The sequence below is a fragment of the Rufibacter sp. DG15C genome, from assembly GCF_001577755.1.
Taxonomy (GTDB): domain Bacteria; phylum Bacteroidota; class Bacteroidia; order Cytophagales; family Hymenobacteraceae; genus Nibribacter.
This window is the reverse complement of the sequence record NZ_CP010776.1, coordinates 922,477-943,970: the sequence shown is the minus strand read 5'-3', so window position 1 is coordinate 943,970 and position 21,494 is coordinate 922,477. Positions and strand designations below refer to the sequence as shown.

General features: G+C 52.4%; 14 protein-coding genes. 5 read left to right on the top strand and 9 right to left on the bottom strand.

Features of this window, described 5'->3' with window-relative positions; all coding sequences use genetic code 11:
• Positions 1-13 precede the first annotated feature (13 nt).
• The 8 genes from TH61_RS03915 to tatA all read right to left on the bottom strand — a co-directional run bounded on the left by TH61_RS03915 (position 14) and on the right by tatA (position 14,610).
• Positions 14-385 carry a VanZ family protein gene (locus TH61_RS03915; protein ID WP_066506133.1) on the bottom strand — a complete coding sequence of 124 codons (372 nt, stop codon included), beginning with the start codon at positions 383-385 and terminating at the stop codon, positions 14-16.
• A gap of 11 nt (positions 386-396) precedes the next feature.
• Entirely contained in the window at positions 397-777 is a 381-nt protein-coding gene (gene gcvH, locus TH61_RS03910) for a glycine cleavage system protein GcvH (protein WP_066506131.1), read from the bottom strand.
• A gap of 58 nt (positions 778-835) precedes the next feature.
• Entirely contained in the window at positions 836-7,996 is a 7,161-nt protein-coding gene (sprA, locus tag TH61_RS03905) for a cell surface protein SprA (protein ID WP_066506128.1), read from the bottom strand.
• Positions 7,997-8,014: 18 nt separating this feature from the next.
• Positions 8,015-8,605 (bottom strand): Holliday junction branch migration protein RuvA, encoded by a 591-nt coding sequence (gene ruvA / locus TH61_RS03900; RefSeq protein WP_066506125.1) that lies wholly within the window; start codon positions 8,603-8,605, stop codon positions 8,015-8,017.
• A 164-nt stretch (positions 8,606-8,769) separates the two neighbouring features.
• Positions 8,770-11,040: an NADP-dependent malic enzyme gene (locus tag TH61_RS03895; protein ID WP_197464091.1), complete on the bottom strand. Its 2,271-nt coding sequence runs from the start codon at positions 11,038-11,040 to the stop codon at positions 8,770-8,772.
• Between the two features lie 215 nt (positions 11,041-11,255).
• Complete coding sequence (locus TH61_RS03890) at positions 11,256-12,812, bottom strand: lytic transglycosylase domain-containing protein (protein ID WP_066506118.1); 1,557 nt, start codon at positions 12,810-12,812, stop codon at positions 11,256-11,258.
• Complete coding sequence (gene gatA, locus TH61_RS03885) at positions 12,812-14,248, bottom strand: Asp-tRNA(Asn)/Glu-tRNA(Gln) amidotransferase subunit GatA (RefSeq protein WP_066506115.1); 1,437 nt, start codon at positions 14,246-14,248, stop codon at positions 12,812-12,814. Before gatA ends, TH61_RS03890 begins: the two co-directional genes overlap by 1 nt.
• Positions 14,249-14,250: 2 nt before the next feature.
• Positions 14,251-14,610 (bottom strand): twin-arginine translocase TatA/TatE family subunit, encoded by a 360-nt coding sequence (gene tatA, locus TH61_RS18475; protein WP_071887770.1) that lies wholly within the window; start codon positions 14,608-14,610, stop codon positions 14,251-14,253.
• 236 nt (positions 14,611-14,846) lie between these two features.
• On the opposite strand from tatA, the gene TH61_RS03875 reads away from it, so the two are divergent.
• The 3 genes from TH61_RS03875 (at position 14,847) to TH61_RS03865 (ending at position 18,592) form a co-directional block, all read left to right on the top strand.
• A complete protein-coding gene (locus TH61_RS03875; RefSeq protein WP_066506112.1) occupies positions 14,847-15,959 on the top strand; it encodes an endonuclease/exonuclease/phosphatase family protein in 1,113 nt (370 codons plus the stop codon).
• 142 nt (positions 15,960-16,101) lie between these two features.
• Positions 16,102-17,595, top strand: coding sequence for a cysteine--tRNA ligase (cysS, locus tag TH61_RS03870; protein ID WP_066506108.1), 1,494 nt, complete (start codon positions 16,102-16,104; stop codon positions 17,593-17,595).
• On the top strand, positions 17,585-18,592 hold the full coding sequence (locus TH61_RS03865; protein ID WP_066506105.1) for a M28 family peptidase: 1,008 nt from the start codon (positions 17,585-17,587) through the stop codon (positions 18,590-18,592). Before cysS ends, TH61_RS03865 begins: the two co-directional genes overlap by 11 nt.
• A 76-nt stretch (positions 18,593-18,668) precedes the next feature.
• On the opposite strand, the gene TH61_RS03860 is transcribed toward TH61_RS03865, so the two are convergent.
• Positions 18,669-19,577 (bottom strand): LD-carboxypeptidase, encoded by a 909-nt coding sequence (locus tag TH61_RS03860; protein WP_066506103.1) that lies wholly within the window; start codon positions 19,575-19,577, stop codon positions 18,669-18,671.
• 178 nt (positions 19,578-19,755) lie between these two features.
• On the opposite strand from TH61_RS03860, the gene TH61_RS03855 reads away from it, so the two are divergent.
• Complete coding sequence (locus TH61_RS03855; RefSeq protein WP_066506095.1) at positions 19,756-20,184, top strand: thioesterase family protein; 429 nt, start codon at positions 19,756-19,758, stop codon at positions 20,182-20,184.
• A 21-nt stretch (positions 20,185-20,205) separates the two neighbouring features.
• On the top strand, positions 20,206-21,288 hold the full coding sequence (gene rlmN / locus TH61_RS03850; protein WP_066506093.1) for a 23S rRNA (adenine(2503)-C(2))-methyltransferase RlmN: 1,083 nt from the start codon (positions 20,206-20,208) through the stop codon (positions 21,286-21,288).
• Positions 21,289-21,494: the final 206 nt, after the last annotated feature.

Sequence of the window (21,494 nt, the reverse complement as noted above, 5' to 3'; positions counted from 1 at the left end):
TTCAGAAAATAGCCTAAAAACGACGGATCAGCCACCAGAAGCCCAAGCCAAACAAAGCACCTACGGCATTACTGATGGCATCTACGGGGCTGGTCACCCGGCCAAAGGGCATGGCGCCCTGCAAGAACTCAACGCCCACACCAAAGCTCACAACGGCCAAGAAGGCAAGAGAGATGTTAAGAAAAGTAAGGGAAACAGATGGGTCTTTATGCAAAGCCCACAGCAGAAGAAACAACTGGGTGCCGAAGAGGAGGGCATGCACCAGCGAGTCAAAGGTGAGGAAATCCCACTCAGGGGCGGGAGGAAGCGCGTTGGCGGGCAGAAGCGTCCCAATCAGGATCACCACTGCCCACCCCAGCGCAGGTGCATAATAGCGTGTACGCACCCAAATAAGTATTAAGCGCCTACCAGTTCTTTGTATGCGTCGGCAGAAAGTAGATCAGCTACCTCAGCAGTGTTGTCCACAGACATCTTGATCATCCAGCCATCACCGTACGGGTCAGAGTTCACTAGCTCTGGGTTGCCGTCTAGTTTGTCGTTTATTTCCATTACCTGGCCGCTCAATGGGCTGAACAGGTCAGAAACGGTTTTCACGGCCTCAACGGTGCCAAATACTTCTTCTCTGGCTACGTTCTTGTCTAGCGTGTCAATGTCTACATACACAATGTCACCCAGCTCACGCTGCGCGAAATCTGTGATGCCTACGTAGGCTACGTCGCCTTCAATTCTAATCCACTCGTGGTCTTTGGTGTATTTTAGCTCTGCTGGAAAGTTCATGTGGTATGTGATTAAGTTTGCTTCAAAAATACATTCTTTTTTGGCTTGGAGGCAATGCTTAGTCAGATAAACTGAATCTAAGCTGAATGCCGCCCTCGGTCATGGTGTTCCTGAACGAGTTGGCCACCTTAGGATCATTGATGTTCTTGGTGAAGTAGAACTGCAAGTTCAGGCGCTGGCTCACCACGTAATCTATGGTTGGCCGCAACTGCACCTGCAATCCGCCGCTGGTCACTAGGTTGTTCTGATACTCCTGGCCGCTGGCGTCTACGCCAATGGTGCGCTGGATAGTGACGTTGTCCCTGATGGTCAAGTCCAAGCGCATGGTCAGCTCGTTCTCCAAGGTTTTGCGCTGGCCGCCAATCCTGAACGGCACTCTAAAGTTGGTAGTGCTATAGCCTATGCCCACTACGTAGTCTTTTACACCGTTCTCCGTTACCTGCGCGTTGGTCATGTTCAACAGCAAGGCCCGCTCGGTGCGGTACTCCATTCTACCCGTCAACTGACCTTTGGTCCTGAAGTTAATACCAATCAACGGCGCCATTGTTTCAGTGATGGACACCTGGTTGATGATGTGGTACGGGATCACTTCGCCTAAGTCATTGGTTCTGTCTGGGAAACCGGCTGGCTCAAACTGGTAGTCCAATGAAGAGCTAAAGTTGGCCAGCGTGAAGTTAGACTGGTACGAATGGCTTAACGTGAACGAGCTGAAGTACTTCTGGAAGAAAGGCACCTGTGACAGACCATTGTACTCCAGACGCCAGTTAGGCAGCGGAATGGCGTCAAACGGATCACTTGGCTCCGCTTCATAGCCATTAATGTCCTTGCCTTGGTAGGCATGCACAAAAGAGGCAATCAAGACATCCTGTGAGTTCAAGCCATACACCCCATTTGGGCTTACCGCGTTCAGACGGCTGGCTACGGTAGCCCGGTTCCTGATGAAGTTCTCAAAAGCCGCCGAGCGGTTGCCAGAATTAGATTCAAACAAGGTCTGCACGGCAATGAAGGACACGCGGTAAGAGCCCGTGGTGAACGGATTCTGGCGCTGCACTACCTTAGCCGAGTCTCTTCTGTAATACACCTCGTCAATCTCAGACTTGTTCATAGCCCCGTCCAGCGTGATGATGAAGTTGCGGAACGGTTCTATAGTGGCCCGGGCGGTGATGTTGGTAGAAGACAGAGAACTCAGCGGCGTGTTAAGGTACTGACTGCTGTCCGTGTACCAGTTCTCGCGGTCGGCGCGGTTGTAGAGCTCATCCAGGTTGTACTGCTTGCCCAAGACAAAGCCCAAGCCCGGCGCGCCAAAGCCGTCCGCCAACCCGAAGTTCCTTGCCGTCGGCAGGAAGCCCGGGAGCAAGGTGCCCTCGGTCCGGGCATAGGTCACGTTGATGGACCTGGCAGACATCAAGGTGCGCAAGATACCGTTCAAGACTTTGCTATCACGTTTCTGGGTGGTGTCTGCCGCTGCGGCGGTGCCTGGTCTGCCCACGGTTTTCGTATTGGTAGCGCGCAAGCCTGGTTGTGGCGTGGCTTCGTTTACCTTTTTCAAGATTTTCACCTTGTTGTAGAGGCGCACCAAATCAATCTTACCGGTCAGGCTGGTCTGCGTGTTGTTCTCAATGGTGTTGCCCAATTGCAGGGTGTCATTGTTACGCAAGGCCGTGGAAGACGAGGTCCAGGTATAGCCCGCCTCATAACGCGCATCCCCGCTAATCCAGTCTGTGAGCGGGAATTTGTCCAGGGGCAAACGATAGGTCATGGCCACCACTTGATTAAAGTTGGTGTTACGGCCAAAGCGACGCAAGTTGTGCCAGATGACTTTGTTCTTGTAGCGCAGAGAATCTACCTCATTGTTCACGCGTCCGTCCGGCTCGTCAATCACCGAGCGGTTGGTGGCGGTGTAGTCTAAGCTCAGGCTACGGGTCAAGTCCCACTTTACATCATAGATACGGTTGAAGAAGAACGATTTCTGGTACGTAGGCAGAATGCCGGCCGTATCTGGCAACGCATATGGCGAACTTCGGCCTTGCAGGAACGTCTCATTGTAGCTTCTGTCCAGGTCTGCTCTCACCGCAATTCTGCTTGGCAATAACGTCACGTTAAACTCCTTCAACCAGCGCAGGTACGGCGACTCCAAGACGGCTATCTTGGCCAGCGGCGTGTAGCTCTTCGGTGAGGCGGTGTAGTTGTACGCAATGCCCCCGCGGTGGCTCTTAGAGAAGTTGCGGTCGGTGATGATGTCCGTGTGCAGAATCTCACTGTAGGCGTAGGAGAAGGAGAGGTTCTCAATGTCATACAGACGCGCCTTGGCCTCTGGGTTGGTCTTCTCCTTGCGTACGTTCAACAGGTTGATGCTCTTGGTGGTGGTCTGACTGACGACTTCCTTGCGGTAGGCGTCTCGTTCCTCGCCTTCGTCAAACTTGTCTAAGGATGTGTCTAGCGGGGTATCTCTGTCCAGCGGGTCATAGCGCGGTTCTGCTACGGTAGTTCCGTACTGCACAGACAGAGGTACTACCAAACCGGTACCGGCTGGCAATAACTTCTCGGCGGCTATGTTGGCGTTGATGTCAAACTGGCCGGTGTTCTCTCTGGAGCGCTGGGCGGCTCTCTCCTGGATGCCGCCAAAGCCTACGGTGGTATAAGAACCAGTAGCGGTGATGTTGGCGAAGTCGGCGAGTTTCACGTTGGCTCTGGCGGTGGCAGCCCAGCCGGCTTTGCGGTCAAAGTCAGAAACGCGCAGTTCATTCAGCCACAAGCACACCGAATTTGAGGCACGGTCTGCGGTGATTGGGTTCTGTAAACCAATCATCAAACTCTGCACATCTGAGAAGTCTGGGTTCCCGACCACCGTGAGCGTCTTGCCGTTGACGGTAATAGAATAAGGTTTCGTGAGGTCAAAGCCAGCACGGTTCCGTTCAGATTTCACGCGCACAAACTCATCAAAGGCTACGTCTACAAAGTTGGCCTCGTTCCAGATGGCGTTCGGGTCGCGGGTACCCTCTGGTGTGATCTGCAGCGGGATGGCATACTCGTAGTAGTTCTGGGTAAAGTCAGAGCCGATGCGCAGGAACGCCACCATCTCACCGTCACGGGTGCCGGTGGAGCTTTGGGCGTGCAGGTACATTTTCAGGCGCTTGTAAATGAGCATGTCCTGGGACACGTTCTTGTACACCGCCTTGCTGAAGCCGTCTCTCAGGTTCTCTACACACAACTGCAACGACTGCTCGTTCTGGCGGCGGTTGTTGGCAGAGGAGTAATCCCGTTGGCGTTCTACTCCCGGTGGCAATACATACGGAATGGTGCCCGCATCTACCTCGCCGTTCTCTTCTACATTGACCGTTGATACCGTAAAGTTGTCTGCATCTGAATCACAGTCGGTACAAGGTCCGCCGTCAGTTAACACCGAGTTGTAGGTTCTCCATTGGTTGGCCACAAACTGCATCTGCACAAAGCGCAACACCACCGGCTGCTCAAACTGGGTCATGTACATGCGCATGAACCTGATGGACTTGAAACCCTGAATGCCGCCCACGGTGCCGGTTGGCTTACGCACCGGAATCCGGAACTGGTACCAGCTCACCGTAGTTCCGTTGATCAAGGTGTCTACTTTGTCTACAATGTAATTCTGGCCCACGTTCATGGTAGACGGCCGCAGGTTCAGCTTGTACTCATAGTACTGCTCCAGGTCACTGATGACGTTGTCCCGGTTCAAGTCTTCTTTGTCTGGGAAAGCATAGGAAGACTGGTTGCTGTTGACCGGAGAGTTGCCCTCCATGCCGTTGAAGTTCTTGTAACGGCCCAGAATGCCTATGTTGCGGGCGTCATAATCCGCGTCCAGATGGTGGCGGAAGTCATCTCCAGAAGGGTCGGCTAGATTGGCGTAGATGCCCTGGAAGAAGTTCTTCTCGTCTGTGTTGTTCAAGCCGTCCAAGCCAATATCCTGGTACTGCCTGGAGCTTGGGTTGTTGTCAAAGGCGTCTGTCAGAAACTGGTTTCTTGTCACGCGGCCCCAGATGGTTGGGTCTGTGGTAGGTTGGGCAGGGTCTGTTGGCAAGCCATTCTCAAACTCATAGCGCTGGTCCTTGAGCAGGTCTTCAGAAACGTTCCCCAAGTTAAAGACCAGTTCCCCGCCGGTGGTGTTGTTGGCGTTGTTGCCTTCGCCGTCGTTCACCCGGCCGCGGTCGCCGTCAATGAACGGGTTCAGCATCCAGAACTCAAGGTACTCAATGTTGGCATTGTCAAAGTTGTTGTCAAAGGAAATCTCACGGCTAATACCGGCCCAGTTCTGGCGCGGGTCGCCGGGTAGACGGTTGTTGCCAAGCAAGCCAGGATTATAGTTGTACTGGCCGCGCTCTGCCGGGTAATACGCTAAGTCAAAGGTGTACTCAAAGGTGTTGCTGGCTTCTGGATCCCGGTTAGGGAACAGCTCTCTGCGCTGCACGCCCCGGGTGTAATGGTTCTCCAGTTCCTCCTTGGTGATGTTAGAAGGCCTTAGGTCATTGGGGGTATAATAGATTTGGTCAATGGTGTACCAGGCAATCTTGGCGCGTTTAAAGGCAGTCTCTAAGCCAGACGTTCCGTTGGCAATAGGCGCCGGAGTAGCGGCCAAGCGCCAGATGTTGGTATTGAAGCCGCCCAGGGAATAAGGCGTCTCTGCGTTCTCAAAGTCATCAATGTAAGACACGCCGTCTTCGCCCTCAAACTCAGTGGTATTAGGCACCAGACGGGCAAACTCAGCCCCCAGCGTAACGGTAGACGGCACTTTGGTGGTTAGGAAGGGAAGCTTGTCAGTGAGGTTGGTCAGGAAACGGGAATCACGGCGGTAGTTGATGTCCATGCCGTAGATGGTGTTGTTGGTCGGCTCGTCGCCAATGCTCACGCGGTTGATGAACGGCTGCTCGCCCTGGTGCATGACCGTAGCCCCAATGATCAAGTCATTGTCTACTTTATAGTCAAAGCGTGCTCCTAATAGCGTGCGCGGTTGCACGTTGAGGATGTCTGCCTTCTCATACGTCACGCGCAGGTTGTTGGCGTTGTTGAGGTAGCTGGGGTTGAGGATCTTCACGCGGCCCAAGTCATAGAACACCTGGTAATCCTGGCCTTCTACCAAACGCGTCCCGCCAGAATAGACGGCAACTGAACCCTCGGCGATCCTAATGCCCGGCAAGGTGATCTCATCGGTGCTGGAGGCCTGGTAGCGGCCGCGTAAAAAGAATTTGTTCTTATTGGAGAACTGCTGCGCGTCTGTCTGAATGGAGTCATAGAGCTCCTCAAAGACATATTTCTCAGTGAGGGGTTCTTCCTGGGCAGTACCTAGTTTGTTTTGCAGATAAGAGCCAAACGGTTCTACCTCTGGGAAGTAGATGCGCCCGTTCTCAGGGTCAATGGTGATGCCGGGCAGAAAGTCAAAGTTGCCATCGGCGGGCTTGTCATTGTTGGTGTTGACGTTGTCCAGGTTAAAGACGCGCACCAGCGGCGTTCCTTTAATGCGCGACTCATCCTGCAAGCTGGTCAAGTCAGCGCCGGTCTGATCGTCTTTGTAGACAATATTCAACTGGAAGTTCTGGCGTTCAATCTGGTTGGCGTTGAGCGAGTACACGTTCTTCATCATCAGGTCCCAGGTAGGGAACTGCAAACTAGGATTGGTGGCGCGCAGCATCTTCAGGAAGATGACCTGGTCTTCGGTAACGTTCTGGTAGTCGTCCTGCAACTCGCCCACTTTGTAGGTGCGGCCGTTCAAGGTATACTCAAAGGCCACGCCCAGCACCTGCTCAGGTAACAGCGCCGAATTCAAGGAGATGTAGCCTAACTGCGGGTTGAACTTGTATTCGCGTTGGTCCAGGCGACGGGCGCGCACATGCTCATAGTCCACACTTTTCTGCAGACCCTGTGCATCTAGGGCGTTTTCTACCTGGTTGTTGTTACGCTGGCCTTTTATCTGGTCAAAGAGGCTGTTCTGGTTGTTGCCAGCGGCTGCGCCCGTAGGCTGGTTGGTGTCAAAGCGAGTCCTAAACGGGTCTGCCTCGCCAATGTCCATGAGGGCTACAATGTTCCGGAGGTTCTCAGTGGTGCGGTTGTCATTGGTAATGTACACTTCCAGACGACGGATCACAATGCCCGAGTTCACCAATGGCAGATTCCTTAATGACTGATCATACTTGCCCCGGAAGAACTGCGCTAGGAAGAAGTGACGGTCAGCGTCATACTCATCTGCCCTGATCTCAAAGTTGCGGTTCTGGGCGCCGTTCTGGATGTTGACCTGGTCAATGCTCCCGCGCTGGTTGGCGGCAATGGCGGTCACAGATAAGCGGCCCAGTTGCAACTGCGTCTTTAAACCGAACAAGTTCTGCCCACCCGTGATCAGAGAGCTGTTGAGCGGCATGCTTACGTTACCCGCCTCAATCTTTCTAATGATTTCTTCTGGATAACCGGTGTACTCCAGCTTTAGGTTGTTCTCAAAATCGAAGTTGGCTTTGGTGTCCCAGTTGGCGGTGATGCGCAGTTTCTCACCAATGCGGCCGTCAATGTTGAGGGCAATGCTCTGGTCAAACTCAAAATCCCCCACGCTCTGCTGGCGCAGCGGGATGGCCGGATTCTCATTCTTGTTGAAAAGCGCGCCAAACTTTAGCGTGGCCAAACCATTCGGTCTAATGTCTACGAAGCTACCGCCAAACAGACGGTCAAAGGTGCGGCCACCTATGTCAATGCGCGGCACCAGACGGCGGCTGGGCGCGGCTGGGTTCTGCTCATCTAAGGTGGCAGATTTAGAACGCCAATAATTTCTGATTGACTCGCGCTGCTGGTACCGTGAATATTCCTCAAAGGTCATGGTGCTAGGCGTGCGGTAATCTAAATCCCCTAACTGTTCCCTAATCTCATAGCGCTTAAGGCTGTCATCTGGCACCACTTCTATCTTTAAGTTAGAAGGCGGCGGCAAGATGAGTGGGGTAGTGGAGAAATTATTGGAAAAAGGGTCTCCGGCGCGGTCCTTGAACTGGAGCTTGGGACGGCGCGAAGGGATGTATTTTATTTGTGTTGTGTCTTGTCCTTGTTGCTTTTTAGGCTGCGCTGTGAGGCCGGTAGTGATGGTTTGTAAGCGGCTTTTCCAGTCACGCAGGGACGTATTTTGGTGAGGCTCGGCTTGAGACAGCCACGCTGTCAAAGACACCAATCCTACGGCAGAGGCAAGAATGAAAGGCTTTCTTCTTCTAGTAAACACAAATGCAAATAAGGTGGCCTATGATGATTTCAGGGCAAGCTTGATCATGTCTTCCACGGTCAGTCCGGCGCCCTCGCGTTTGATGATGTTGTCCAAGGTTTTCTCTGCCATGTTCTTCGCGAAGCCCAGCGTAACCAAAGCAGATAACGCCTCCTCTCTGGAGGTATTGTGTGCCTCAAAGGAGACGTGCAGGCCTTCGGCTCCCAGGCCTTTTCTGAACTTGTCACGCAGTTCCAGGATGATGCGCTGCGCGGTCTTGGCGCCAATGCCTTTCACTTTCTGGATGGTGCGCACGTCTTCCCGCACAATGGCCTGCTGCAACTCAGATACCGACAGGTAAGAAAGAATCATCAAGCCGGTGTTTGGCCCCACGCCTGAGATGGAGATCAAGTGCAAAAAGGCGTTCTTCTCTGCAGAATCAGAGAAACCATAGAGCGTATGCGAATCTTCTTTGATGGCCAGGTGCGTGAATAAGCGGCAGCGTTCGCCTTCCGGCAAAGAGCCATACGTGTTCAACGAAATGCGTAATTCATACCCAACGCCGCCCACGTCAATGATAACGTACGTGGGATCTTTATGAGCGAGACGGCCGTCAATGTAAGCTATCATATGGCTAAGGTTGGCAGGTAAAGGGTCTGAAATAGGTATTGGTTTTAATAAACATCTTCGTTTTTGGCCTGTTTTCTAGAAAACAGGCCAAAAACGAAGATGAAAATAGGTTAGTTAGCGCTTTAAATGGCCTTTGCTAACTAACGCAGTACGTTTGGTACAATTTATAGTTTCCCGTTGGATGTTTGGGCGTCTACCACTGAAATGGCCACCATGTTCACAATTTCGCGCACAGAACTACCCAACTGCAAAATATGAACCGGCTTGCGCATTCCCATCAGTACCGGCCCAATGGCCTCGGCGTGGCCCATCTCCTGCAATAGCTTGTAGGCAATGTTACCTGACTCCAAGGTGGGGAAGATAAGCGTGTTGGCGCCGTCATTGGCCAGCTCACTGAACGGATAATGCTCGCGCAGCAAATCTGCGTTCAAGGCAGTGTTGGCCTGCATCTCGCCGTCAATCAACAAGTCTGGGTATTTAAGCTTGGCCAAACGCGTGGCCTCGCTGGTTTTAGCTGGAATCTCGCCGGTGCTGGACCCGAAGTTGGAGTACGAGAGCACAGCCACGCGCGGCTCAGTGTCAAAGAAGCGCACATAGCGGGCCGTCAGGCCAATGATGTCCACCATCTCCTCGGCGGTGGGGTTCAGGTTCACGGTAGTGTCTGCGAAGAAGAACGGCTCCTTTTTGCTCAGGATGATGTACATGCCGGCTACCTTGTTCACCCCCTCTTCTACGCCAATCACCTGCAAAGCTGGAAGGATGGTTTTAGAGTAGTCACGGGTCAAACCAGAAATCAAAGCATCGGCCTCACCGTTTTCCACCATCATACAGCCAAAATAGTTGCGGTAGCGCATGAGGCGGCGGGCGTCAAAGAGGCTTACGCCTTTGCGCTTGCGCTTCTCATAGAACAGATGCGCGTATTTCTCACATTTGGCGTCCTCTTCTTGTGGGTCTACAATGCGGCAGCCTTGCAGGTCCAACTTGTACTCTTCCATCAGTTCGGCAATGCGCACTTTGTTTCCCATCAAAATAGGGGTGGCAATACCCTGGTCCAGCACAATCTGCGCCGCCTTCAGGATTTTGTAATGATCCGCCTCTGCGAAAATAACTGTCTTAGGATTCTGCTTGGCCTGGTTCATGACGCGGTTCATCAATTTCTGGTTGATGCCTATGCGGGCCTGCAGTTCATGGTGATAGCGCTCCCAGTTGGTGATGGGGTTTTTAGCGACGCCAGAATCCATGGCAGCTTTGGCCACCGCTGGGCTCACCACTGTGATCAAGCGCGGGTCTAACGGTTTAGGAATCAAATACTCGCGCCCGAAGGAGATGGTGTTGTCACTGTAGGCTTTGTGCACAATCTCCGGCACCGGTTCTTTGGCCAGTTCTGCCAGGGCTTTCACCGCGGCCAGTTTCATGGCCTCGTTGATCTCCGTGGCGCGCACGTCCAAGGCTCCTCTAAAGATGTAAGGGAAACCCAGTACGTTGTTGACTTGGTTAGGATGGTCAGAACGGCCCGTGGCCATAATCAAATCCTTGCGCGTAGCCATGGCCACCTCATAAGGTATCTCAGGGTCTGGGTTGGCCAGCGCGAAGATGATAGGGTTAGGCGCCATCAACTTCACCAACTCTGGGGCCAGCACGTTGCCGGCGCTCAGGCCAATGAACACGTCCGCGTTCTTCATGGCCTCTGCCAGCGTGGTGATCTTGCGCATGGTCACAAACTGCGCCCGGTAAATGTCCAGGTCGTTGCGGTGCGGGGTAATGATGCCGTCCTTGTCAAACATGACAATATTGTCCAGTTTCACGCCCAGGGCCACATATAATTTAGCGCAGGCAATAGCCGCCGCGCCAGCACCGTTGATCACCATCTGGATGTCGCGGATTTTCTTGCCTACCAGTTCCAGACCGTTTAACAGGGCGGCGCTGGAGATGATGGCCGTGCCGTGTTGGTCATCATGCATCAAGGGAATGTTCATCTGCTCGCGCAGCGCATTCTCAATCTTGAAGCTTTCAGGGGCTTTGATGTCCTCCAGGTTAATGCCGCCAAACGTAGGCTCTAAGGACTTTACAATCTGAATGAATTTGTCAGGATCGGTCTCGTTGATCTCAATGTCAAAGACGTCAATTCCGGCAAATTTCTTAAACAGTACGCCTTTTCCTTCCATCACAGGCTTAGAGGCCTCAGGGCCAATGTTTCCCAAGCCCAACACGGCGGTACCGTTAGAGATTACACCCACCAGGTTGCCCTTGGCGGTGTATTTATAGACGTCTTCTGGGTTGGCAGCAATCTCTTTGCAGGGCTCAGCCACGCCCGGTGAATAGGCCAGGGCCAAGTCCATCTGCGTGCTCACCATCTTTGTAGGAACCACTTCAATCTTCCCGGGCTGCCCTTGGCTGTGATAATTAAGGGCGTCTTCCTTGTTGATTTTGATCATATCCTTCTTCTCCTGTGGTAATGTGTAAAAATCAGCGGGATTGCCCTTTTACAAGCAGGCGCTGGTGTAAAGCGTAAATTGTTAAGATTTTTCGGTTTCGCAAAGGTAAACGCGGTTTGTCTACTTTCCGTTTTTAGCCTGTTTTTCTCAAATGGAGCAAAAAAAAGCATCTCAGACCAGCCGCCTGAGATGCTTTATACTTGTATGGTAAAAGATTAGCCTACAATCAGTTTCATGCCGGGCTTGATCTCGTTGTCTTTTAAGTTGTTGGCCTTCTTTAACTGGTCAATGCTCACGTTGTTGTAGCGCTTGGAGATGTTCCAAAGCGTGTCGCCGGGCTGCACGTGGTGCACGGTGCCGCCTTTGAAGATTTCTTTGCTGGCCGCCTCAGATGTTTTAGCAGGTGCTTTCTTCTGAGCGACTAAAGCCGTGGCCGCATTCTCTTTGGGTGTGCTTTCAGCGTTCGGGCCGGCTACTTTCGTTTCTTTCTCTACGGCGGTCTCGGCAGAGGCCAATAAAGCAGCCTCAGACTTTGGTTCAGGTGACGGGGTAAGCGTGGCTGGTTGGCCAATCACCAGTTTCTGGCTGGCCAGCAGGGTAGAGCCTTTTAGCTTGTTCCATGCCTTCAGTTCGGTGATGGTCACGTTGTTGGCTTTGGCAATCTTGTCCAAAGTATCGCCGCGACGAACGGTGTAGTAAGTTTTCTTGGTGCTACTGTCAGTAGGGGCAATGGGTTCTGCCTTGGCCACCATGGTAGAGGAGGCGGGCAACAGCAACTGCACTGGTGCTCTGTAGCGGGCCGAATCCAGGATGGCCATTCTGTTCATGTCCAATACCGGTTTTGAAGCCACTGGAATGCGTAGCGGGAAATTCTTTACCGTCTCGGGTAAGAAAGGCTTGCGCAAGGCGGGGTTCAACTCCACTAATTGGTTGGCAGGCAGATTCAATTGTTTAGCCAGCAGTTTCAAGTCCACGCCTTGGCTCAACATCAACGTATCCACGGCAATGGGCTTCCGGATGGAGTCTGGCTTGATGTTATGGTCGGGCGCGTGATTCATGGCATAGACAATGGCCGTGAACGAGGGCACGTAGCTGCGCGTCTCTTTGGGCAGGTAAGGGTAAATCTCCCAGAAGGTTTTCTTTCCGCCAGAACGGGTAATGGCTCTTTTTACGTTGCCCGGTCCGCAATTGTAGGCGGCCAGCGCCATCTCCCAACTGCCAAACATGCGGTGTAGTTGCTTTAAAAACTTACAGGCGGCCTCGGTTGACTTCTCAGGGTCCATGCGCTCATCCAGGTAGGTGTTTTGCACCAATCTAAAGTCATTGGCCGTAGGCGACATGAACTGCCACAAACCCACTGCCTTAGCTGAGGAGACCGCTTTTGGTAATAACGCAGATTCTACCACTGCCAGGTACTTGAGCTCGTCTGGCATGTTGTGCTTGGCCAGGTATTTCTCAAACATAGGGAAGTACAGCTGCTCGCGCTCCAAGATGCGGCGGGTGTACTTGCGGTTTCTTATGGTGAAGTAATCTATCAACCCTCTCACGTGCTTGTTGAACTCCAAGGGAATCTCCTGCTCCAAACAGCTCAGGCGGTCCTGGATGAGTTCATTGGATTCTACTGGAATAAACTCCACGCTGTCTATAAGCACTTTGGTAGAGTCTTTCGACGCCAGCAAAGGTACTTCAGGAGCAGGGGTTTGTTGGGCTTGGGCCGGAAAGCCCAGACCTACTACCAATAAAACGCCAGTGAGAAAAGTAGAAATGCGCATTAAGCAGAAACGGTTTTTTGGTGGTCCATCAGTTGCTTGGAGAAGGCAAACAGTTGCTCTTCTCCAAACGCTTTTGTCATCAGTTGCACCCCAATAGGCAGGCCTGCGGCGTCTTGCCCAATTGGTAACGAAATAGCCGGAACGCCCGCCAACGAAGCCTGCACCGTGAAGATGTCTGCCAAATACATGGCCAACGGGTCTTTGGTGTTCTCGCCTATCTTAAAAGCTGTGGTGGGGGCGGTAGGCAATATCAAGAAATCATATTGCTTGAGCAACTCATCTGTCTTGTCTTTGATGAGGCGTCTTACCTGCTGGGCCTTGGTATAGTAGGCGTCATAGTAATCTGCGCTCAACACAAAGGTGCCCAGAATGATACGACGCTGCACTTCAGGACCAAATCCTTCTGAGCGGGTCTTTTTATAAAGCGAAGTTAAGTCTGTGACATTCTCGCTGCGGTAGCCGTACTTGACCCCGTCATAGCGGCCCAGGTTAGAGCTGGCCTCTGCCGTGGTCAGGATGTAATAGGTAGGCACCATGTAGTCCAGGTACGGGAAGTCCACGGCCTCTACGGTGTGGCCTTCTTCCTGCAATCTGTCAAGCACGCCCATCACGGCGTCTTTCACCTCGGGCTGCAAGCCTGGGCTTTCAATAGAATCCTTTATGTAACCAATGCGCGCTGGGCGGTCATAGGTCAGGCTCTGGCTGTAGGCTGGTACCTCGCGCTGACTCACAGTAGAATCAAACTCATCGGCGCCCGCCATTACCTCTGTCAAAAGAGCGGCGTCTTCCACGCTATGCGTCAAAACCCCAATCTGGTCAAAAGAAGAAGCATAGGCGATGAGGCCGTAGCGAGAAATGCGGGAATACGTGGGCTTAAAACCCACCACTCCGCAGAACGCGCCCGGCTGACGCACAGAACCACCCGTGTCTGAGCCAATAGAGGCTAAACAAAGGTGTGCTTGCACGGCCACGGCAGAGCCCCCAGAGGAGCCACCCGGCACGCGGGTGTTGTCTGCGTCATTGAGCGCGGGGCCAAAGGAAGAATTCTCATTAGAGGCGCCCATGGCAAACTCGTCGCAGTTCTGACGGCCAATGATGATGGCGTCTTCCTGCAACAGGCGCTGTACGGCGGTACCGGTGTACAGGGACTTGAAACCGTTCAGGATCTGGCTGGAGGCCTGGAGCGCGTGGCCCTCGTAGGCCAACACGTCTTTCAGGCCAATCACCATTCCTGCCAGTTTGCCGGCGGTGCCGGCTTTTAGTTTAGCATCCACCTCCTCGGCTTGCCGAAGGGCTTCTTCTTCAAACACTTCTAAAAAAGCATTGAGGTGGCGCTTTTCTGATATGTTCTGCAAGTACTGCTCTACAAGTTTTTTACAGGTGAGCGAGCCTCGGCCTATCTCCTCACGGATAGCGTCAAGGGATGTGTAGTGCATGCTTAAACGTTGGTATTGTTGGGAGTTGTGGTTGGGTTTGGATTTACCGCTGGGTCATTGTTGTAGGCACCAGGCGCAGGGTTTTGCGGGGCTGGTTGCTGATAACCGGCGTTAGGGTTTGGGTTGTAAGGGCCGTTGTTGTAGCCGCTATTGTTGGGACGGTCGTTGTTGTTGGCCGACTTCTCAATGTCTGACTTGATCTCATTGGTGGCGTCCTTGAACTCCCGGATACCTTTTCCTAAGCCGCGGGCCAAATCTGGAATACGCTTCGCGCCGAAAAGAAGAAGGATCACAAGCACGATCAAAATCATCTCTCCCGTGCCCAGGTTACCGATAAACGCCAAAATGTTAGATAGCATCATAGCTGTACTGTTAAAAGTGTTAGATTGCAAAATTAGGGTATAATTTCCAAAAGCTGGTAACTATCACCAAGTTTAAAACGATTGCAGAGTTTGGGTAGTGTACGGCGGGGTCCAAAGGCAGCTTCTGTTTTGGAGGTGTTTTCCCAGAACTAGGCCAAAAACGCTTCTCATCTACGAGCGGCAAGCCCTCTCCGGATTTTTTGCGTAGGTTTACCCCTGCTAGAAATTCTTTTTTTGTGCTGAAGACGCTTCTTTCTTTCCTGACCGCGCTGTCTACGGGCTGGCTGCTGGTGGGAGTTTTATGTCAATATGTGCCGCCGCACGTGTTTTGGCCGGCTGGCTTTTTGGCCATGTCGCTGCCTGGGGCCTTGCTCTTTAATTTCTTCATGGGTCTGCTCTGGCTCTGGAAGAAACCGCTCATGGCGCTTCTGCCATTGCTATTGATTGTTCTTTTCTGGAGCCAGCATACCCGCTACTTTACCTTGAATACCCCAGACGCAGAGCCTCACCCAGAACAACAGCGCGTGAGTGTGTTAAGTTACAACGTGCGCGTGTTCAACGTATACAAGCACCTGCACGCATCAGATCCAGACCTTCCTGAAAAGGAGCTGGAATGGGTGGCCAACCACCCCGCTGACATCCTTTGCCTGCAGGAATTCTATTATGACAAGAAAAGCCGGCAGTACAACAGCAAAAAGCGCATAGGCACCAGTAAGGGCCGCGAAATGTTCCTGGGCAAGGCGCTCACTAACAAAATAGGCGCTGAGTTTGGCTTGGCTATTTTTTCCCGGTACCCTATCGTGAACAAAGGCAACGTGACCTTTGATCGCCCTACCAAAAACCAGGTCATTTTTGTGGACGTCAAGCTGCCCAACAAAGACACGCTGCGGGTCTACAACATGCACCTGGAATCCATGAGCATTGAGGAAAAGGAAGTAGCCCAAGCCGTAGAAAGCGAAGCCGCCTTCAAAACCAAAGGCCGCGGCATTGCCCGAAGGCTCAAGGGCGGCTTCATTGCCCGTAGCCACCAGGTACAGCGTTTGGTAGAGCATTTGCAAGAAAGTCCGCATCCGGTTTTGATTTGCGGCGACTTAAACGATGTGCCCAGTTCTTACACCTACCAACAGTTGCGCCGGCACCTAGACAACGCGTTTGAAGAGGGCGGAAGCGGTTTTGGGTTTACCTACAACGGCAAGCTGCCTCTGCGCATTGACAACCAGTTCTTCAGCCCCACCATGCAGTTGCTTCGGTTTGACGTGCTAAAGCATATTTCTTTTTCAGACCATTTTCCCCTGGAAAGCACGTATGTGTTGGAGAGAAAGCCCGAAGGGGTAGTCTCAGAAGAATAGTCTTGAACTACAAATGTCCGTTTTTGGCCTGTTTTCCAGGAAATAGGTGAAAAATGGCGTTCACCTTAATCTAAACCACCTGCGTATTTCTCTGCAGCCGCTGTCTTGGCAGAAGTACCAGTAAGTTTTATAATTTTGCCCCATGCAACACCCATTGTCATTATATAATACGCTCACGCGCCAGAAGTCAACCTTTGAACCCTTGCACAGCCCGTTCGTGGGGCTTTACGTCTGCGGGCCTACCGTCTACGGCGATGCCCATTTAGGCCACGCCCGCCCGTACATCACCTTTGACGTATTGCGCCGCTACATGCAACATTTGGGCTACAAGGTACGCTACGTGCGCAACATCACAGACGTGGGCCACTTGCAGAACGATGCCGACTTTGGCGAGGACAAGATTCAGAAACTGGCCAAAGCTGCGCACTTGGAGCCCATGGAAGTGGTGGAGAAATACACCAACAGCTTCCATAAAGACATGGCCAGCCTGAACGTATTGCCCCCGGATATAGAGCCACGCGCCTCGGGCCACATCATTGAGCAGATTGAGATGATTCAGGAGATTCTGGCCAACGGCCTGGCCTATGAGTCCAACGGGTCGGTTTATTTTGACGTACCTGCCTATAACAAGGAGCATAACTACGGCAAGCTGTCTGGCCGCGTGATAGAAGACTTGTTGTCCAATACCCGCGACAACCTGGAAGGGCAGGAGGAGAAGCGCTCGCCGCTGGATTTTGCGCTCTGGAAAAAGGCCTCGCCAAGTCATATCATGCGCTGGAACTCACCTTGGTCAGAAGGATTTCCGGGCTGGCATTTGGAGTGCTCGGCCATGAGTAGAAAATACCTGGGCACGCAGTTTGACATCCACGGCGGTGGTTTGGACTTGATGTTCCCGCACCATGAATGCGAGATTGCGCAGAGCCAGGCCAGTCACAACCATTCAGACGCCGCCCGCTTCTGGATGCATAACAACCTTATCACCATCAACGGCAAGAAGATGGGCAAATCCTTGGGCAACTTCATCACGTTGGGCGAGTTGTTCACTGGCAAGCATGAGGTATTGCAACAGGCCTATAGCCCCATGACCATCCGGTTCTTCATCTTGCAGGCCCATTACCGTAGCACGCTGGACTTCAGCAATGAAGGGCTGCAGGCCGCGCGCAAAGGCTTCTTGAAGGTGATGAACGGACTGCGCATCTTGGAGCAGTTGCAGTACCCAGAAACTGCTGGTGAGATTGACGCCAAAGCCGAAGAGGAAATCAAGAAGCAAGTAGCCGAATTATTTACTAGCTTGAATGATGATTTAAACACCGCCAAAGTCATTGCGGCCTTGTTCAACCTGCTCAAGAAAATCAACAGCATGTTCACGGGCGGCTTTAAATTGGAGACCATCTCCAAAGAAGTATTTGAGCAGATGCGCACCGCCTACCAGACCATGGTGAAAGACATCTTGGGCCTAAAAGAAGAGCAGACTGCCAATGCCATGGATATGCTCCAGCTGGTGCTCAGTTTCTACAAAGAAGCCAAGGAAGCCAAAGACTACGCCAAGGTGGATTTGATTAGGGCGCAGCTTAAAGGACAGGGCATTGTCATTAAAGATATGAAAACCGGGATTGACTGGGCTTATGAAGAATAACATGAAAGTAGCGGCACTGGCTCTGTTAGTAGCCGCCAACCTGTATGCCTGCAAAGACAAAAACACAGCCAGCACTGAGACCAGTGAACCGGCCACAAAGATGGCAACCGTGACCCCGCCGGCGTTCAGCGCTGACTCGGCGTACCAGTACGTGGCTGCGCAGGTGGCCTTCGGGCCGAGGGTGCCCAACACGCCTGCGCACCGCGCCTGCGGCGATTTTTTGATTGGTAAGCTGAAAGGCTTCGGGGCGACGGTGCAGGTGCAGAGCTTCACGGCCAAGGCCTATGACGGCAAGACCCTGGAACTGCGCAACATCATGGGCCAGATTAACCCGAAGGCATCGCGCAGAATCCTGCTGGCCGCCCACTGGGACACCCGCCACGTAGCCGACAAGGACACGCAGAACCGCGATAAACCTATTGACGGCGCCAACGACGGTGCCAGCGGTGTGGGTGTGCTTTTAGAGATTGCTCGTCAACTACAGGCTAATCCTTTAAGTGAAGGTATAGGCGTGGACATCATGCTGTTTGACGGTGAAGACTACGGCCAACCCGATGATGCCGGCGACTACATCCCAGATACGTATTGCCTGGGCTCGCAGCACTGGTCCAAGAACCTAATGCCTATTGGCTACAAAGCGCAGTATGGTATTCTGTTAGACATGGTAGGTGCTAAAGGCTCACGCTTCGCGCAAGAAGAAATCAGCAGAACCTACGCCAAAAATGTGGTGGACAACATCTGGAAAGCGGCGCACAGCATGGGCTTCTCCGACTACTTCCCGTACCAGAACAGCGCCAGCATCACGGATGATCATTACTACGTCATCCAAAACGCAGAAATCCCGATGGCGGACATCATTGCCTATGACGCCACCAGCCCAGACGGCTACTTTGGGCCGTATCATCACCGCCATGCAGACAACATGCAGATCATTGACAAGAACACTTTGAAGGCCGTCGGTCAAACAGTGCTACAAGTAGTGAAGTCAGAGAAGTAATTGATATAAAAGGAGAAGTGTGAAATCCGTTTTTGGCCTGTTTCCTTAGAAACAAGCCAAAAACGGATTTCTATTTTTAAGCCTGCGTGAAAGCAAACGTCAGCGAAGCGCCTTCGGGGGTTACTTCCAAAGTCACTTCGCGGCCCACAATCATAGCCAAGTTTCTTGTCACATGCCCCACCTGGAAGTCAAAGCAGATGGGATAGCCGTACTCGGTGCAATGCTCCAGCACTATATCTGCTACGTCTCGGCCGAAGGGAACGGCCGTGTCCTGCATGTCTGAGAATTGGCCAATCACCAAGCCCGCTAGTTGCTGCAAGCGGCCCAGGCGTTTGAGGTGCACCAAGACGCGGTCCACGTTGTAAAAATATTCGCCCACGTCTTCCAGAAACAGAATCTTGCCGGCATAATCAATATCTGAGGCAGTGCCCACAATGTTGTTGAGCAGAATCAGATTGCCGCCTACTAGTTCACCCACAGACGTGCCTTCTACATTCTGAGCATGCGCTGGAATAGTGTAGGCGAGAGGTTCACCAAACAAGGCCTGACGCAATGTCTCATCGGCTTCCTGGGTATCGGTCTGGCCCATGAGTAGGGGCATGGTGCCGTGAATGCTTTCCATGCCCAGCGCGTGCAAGTGGCAGTGCAAGGAGGTGATGTCAGAGAAGCCGACAATCCACTTCGGGTTTTCCTGCAGCGTGCTAAAGTCCAAGGCATCCAGAATACGAGTGGTGCCATAGCCGCCGCGCGCTGAGAAAATGGCCTTGATGTCTGGGTTGTCCAGCATCTCTTGGAAATCTGTGGTGCGCAGTTCATCAGTGCCACCAAAGTAATGGTCTTCGGCGCCAATCGTTTTCCCCAGTACCACCAGCAGGCCCCAGCTTTCCAACAATTGTACGCCCAACTGTATGTCCTCTAGGCTTACTTTTCTGGCCAGGCACACAATGCCAACGGTATCTCCTTTCTGTAGGGCAGGTATGTTCACGGTTCTTAAAGGCTAATGAATCTTGAAAGTAGCAAAAGGCCGCAAAAGTAAAGCCGTTTTTGGCCTCTTTTCTCAGGAAGAGCCTAAAAACGACTCTGCTTTACTTTACCAGTTTTACTCCATTCCCCGTATCTTCCCCATTCTTAATTATTCATTACTAATTATTAATTAACAGAACGTGGCCCGTATCCAGATTGACCTCCCAGCAAGCTATTCCTTCCAGACGCAACTGCTCATTAGAATCACCGACTTGAACTACGGAGGGCATTTGGGCAATGACGCGCTGCTGAGTCTCTTGCATGAGGCGCGGGTGCAGTTCTTGCTGCAGCACGGCTACTCAGAGCTGGACTTGGCGGGGGCAGGCTTGATAATGAGCGATGTGGCCATCGTCTACAAAGGCGAAGGCTTTTACGGCGACACCCTCACTATACAGGTAGCGGCCACTGATTTTAACAAGTACGGCTTTGATCTGGTGTACTTGCTCACTAACCAGAACGGCAAAGAAGTGGCCCACGCCAAAACCGGCATGCTGTGCTTTGACTACACTATCCGGAAATTAAAATCGGTGCCCGAAGAAGCCAGGGAGCGCCTGGAAACTAAAGCGTAAGATATTTTGTACCTTTGTGGTATGAGTACCACTTTGATTCCAGACATAGAGATTCTGAACCGCCAGGACATAAGAAAGCTTTCCTTAGACCAACTCAAGGCATGGATGACCGAGCAGGGCGAAAAGCCTTTCCGGGCCAAGCAAGTGTATGAGTGGATTTGGAAGCTGACGGCGATGTCGTTCGCAGAGATGAACAACATCGCCTTGCCCCTGCGCGAGAAACTGGAACGCCATTTCACCATCAACAGCGTGGCCGTGAACACCAGCCAGCTGAGCGAGGACTATACCATTAAATCTACCTTCAGGCTGTATGACGGCAATATTGTAGAGGGCGTACTCATTCCGCACCCTAAGCGCATGACCGCCTGCGTGTCTAGCCAGGTAGGTTGCTCGCTTACCTGCTCTTTCTGCGCGACCGGCAAGATGGACCGCATTAGAAACCTCAACGCAGATGAGATCTATGACCAGGTGGTGCGCATCAAAGAACAGACCGAAGGCAACTACAACCGTCCGCTCACCAACATTGTGTACATGGGTATGGGCGAGCCTTTACTCAACTACGCCAACGTCATGAAGTCCATTGAGCGCATCACCGCGCCCGACGGCCTCAACATGGCCGCTCGTAGAATCACCGTCTCTACCGCCGGTATTGCCAAGATGATTAAGAAGATGGCCGATGATGGTATTAAAGCCAATCTGGCCTTATCATTGCACGCTGCCAATGACGTGAAACGCAACGAAATCATGCCTATCAATGAGACCAACTCTCTGGAGGCCTTGAAAGAAGCACTGGTCTATTACCACAACAAGTCTGGCCGCAAGGTCACCTATGAATACATTTTGCTCAGCCACTTCAATGACAACATTGAAGATGCCAAGGAATTGCTGGAGTTCTCCAAGCTCATCCCGTGTAAGGTGAACATCATTGAATACAACCCCATCGGCGATGGCCTTTTCCAGAAGTCTGAGGATGACCGCTTGGAACCGTTTATGCGCTACCTAGCCGACAGAGGCGTACAAGTCAACGTGCGCCGGAGCCGTGGCAAAGACATTGACGCCGCCTGCGGGCAATTGGCTATCAAAGACCAACAGCAAGAAGCGTAATCGTTCTTGTGACGTTATAAAACAGAAAGCGCTACCCTAGGGTAGCGCTTTCTGTTTTTAGCCTGTTTTCTGGTAAATAGCCTAAAAATGGCAGTTTAGAAAATCAATTATACAATCAACCTCAATTGTCATCCTGGAAGGATCTTGGTAGCCAGCTAGAAACGCGCTTAAGTAAACGCTACTACAGCTTGCCCACAAGATCCTTT

Bases quoted from the DNA above. Each gene is read 5' to 3' on its own strand.
- tatA (WP_071887770.1), bottom strand. From the start codon at position 14,610: ATGATGCTATCTAACATTTTGGCGTTTATCGGTAACCTGGGCACGGGA.
- cysS (WP_066506108.1), top strand. From the start codon at position 16,102: ATGCAACACCCATTGTCATTATATAATACGCTCACGCGCCAGAAGTCA.
- gatA (WP_066506115.1), bottom strand. From the start codon at position 14,248: ATGCACTACACATCCCTTGACGCTATCCGTGAGGAGATAGGCCGAGGC.
- TH61_RS03865 (WP_066506105.1), top strand. From the start codon at position 17,585: ATGAAGAATAACATGAAAGTAGCGGCACTGGCTCTGTTAGTAGCCGCC.
- rlmN (WP_066506093.1), top strand. From the start codon at position 20,206: ATGAGTACCACTTTGATTCCAGACATAGAGATTCTGAACCGCCAGGAC.
- TH61_RS03895 (WP_197464091.1), bottom strand. From the start codon at position 11,040: ATGATCAAAATCAACAAGGAAGACGCCCTTAATTATCACAGCCAAGGG.
- ruvA (WP_066506125.1), bottom strand. From the start codon at position 8,605: ATGATAGCTTACATTGACGGCCGTCTCGCTCATAAAGATCCCACGTAC.
- TH61_RS03890 (WP_066506118.1), bottom strand. From the start codon at position 12,812: ATGCGCATTTCTACTTTTCTCACTGGCGTTTTATTGGTAGTAGGTCTG.
- gcvH (WP_066506131.1), bottom strand. From the start codon at position 777: ATGAACTTTCCAGCAGAGCTAAAATACACCAAAGACCACGAGTGGATT.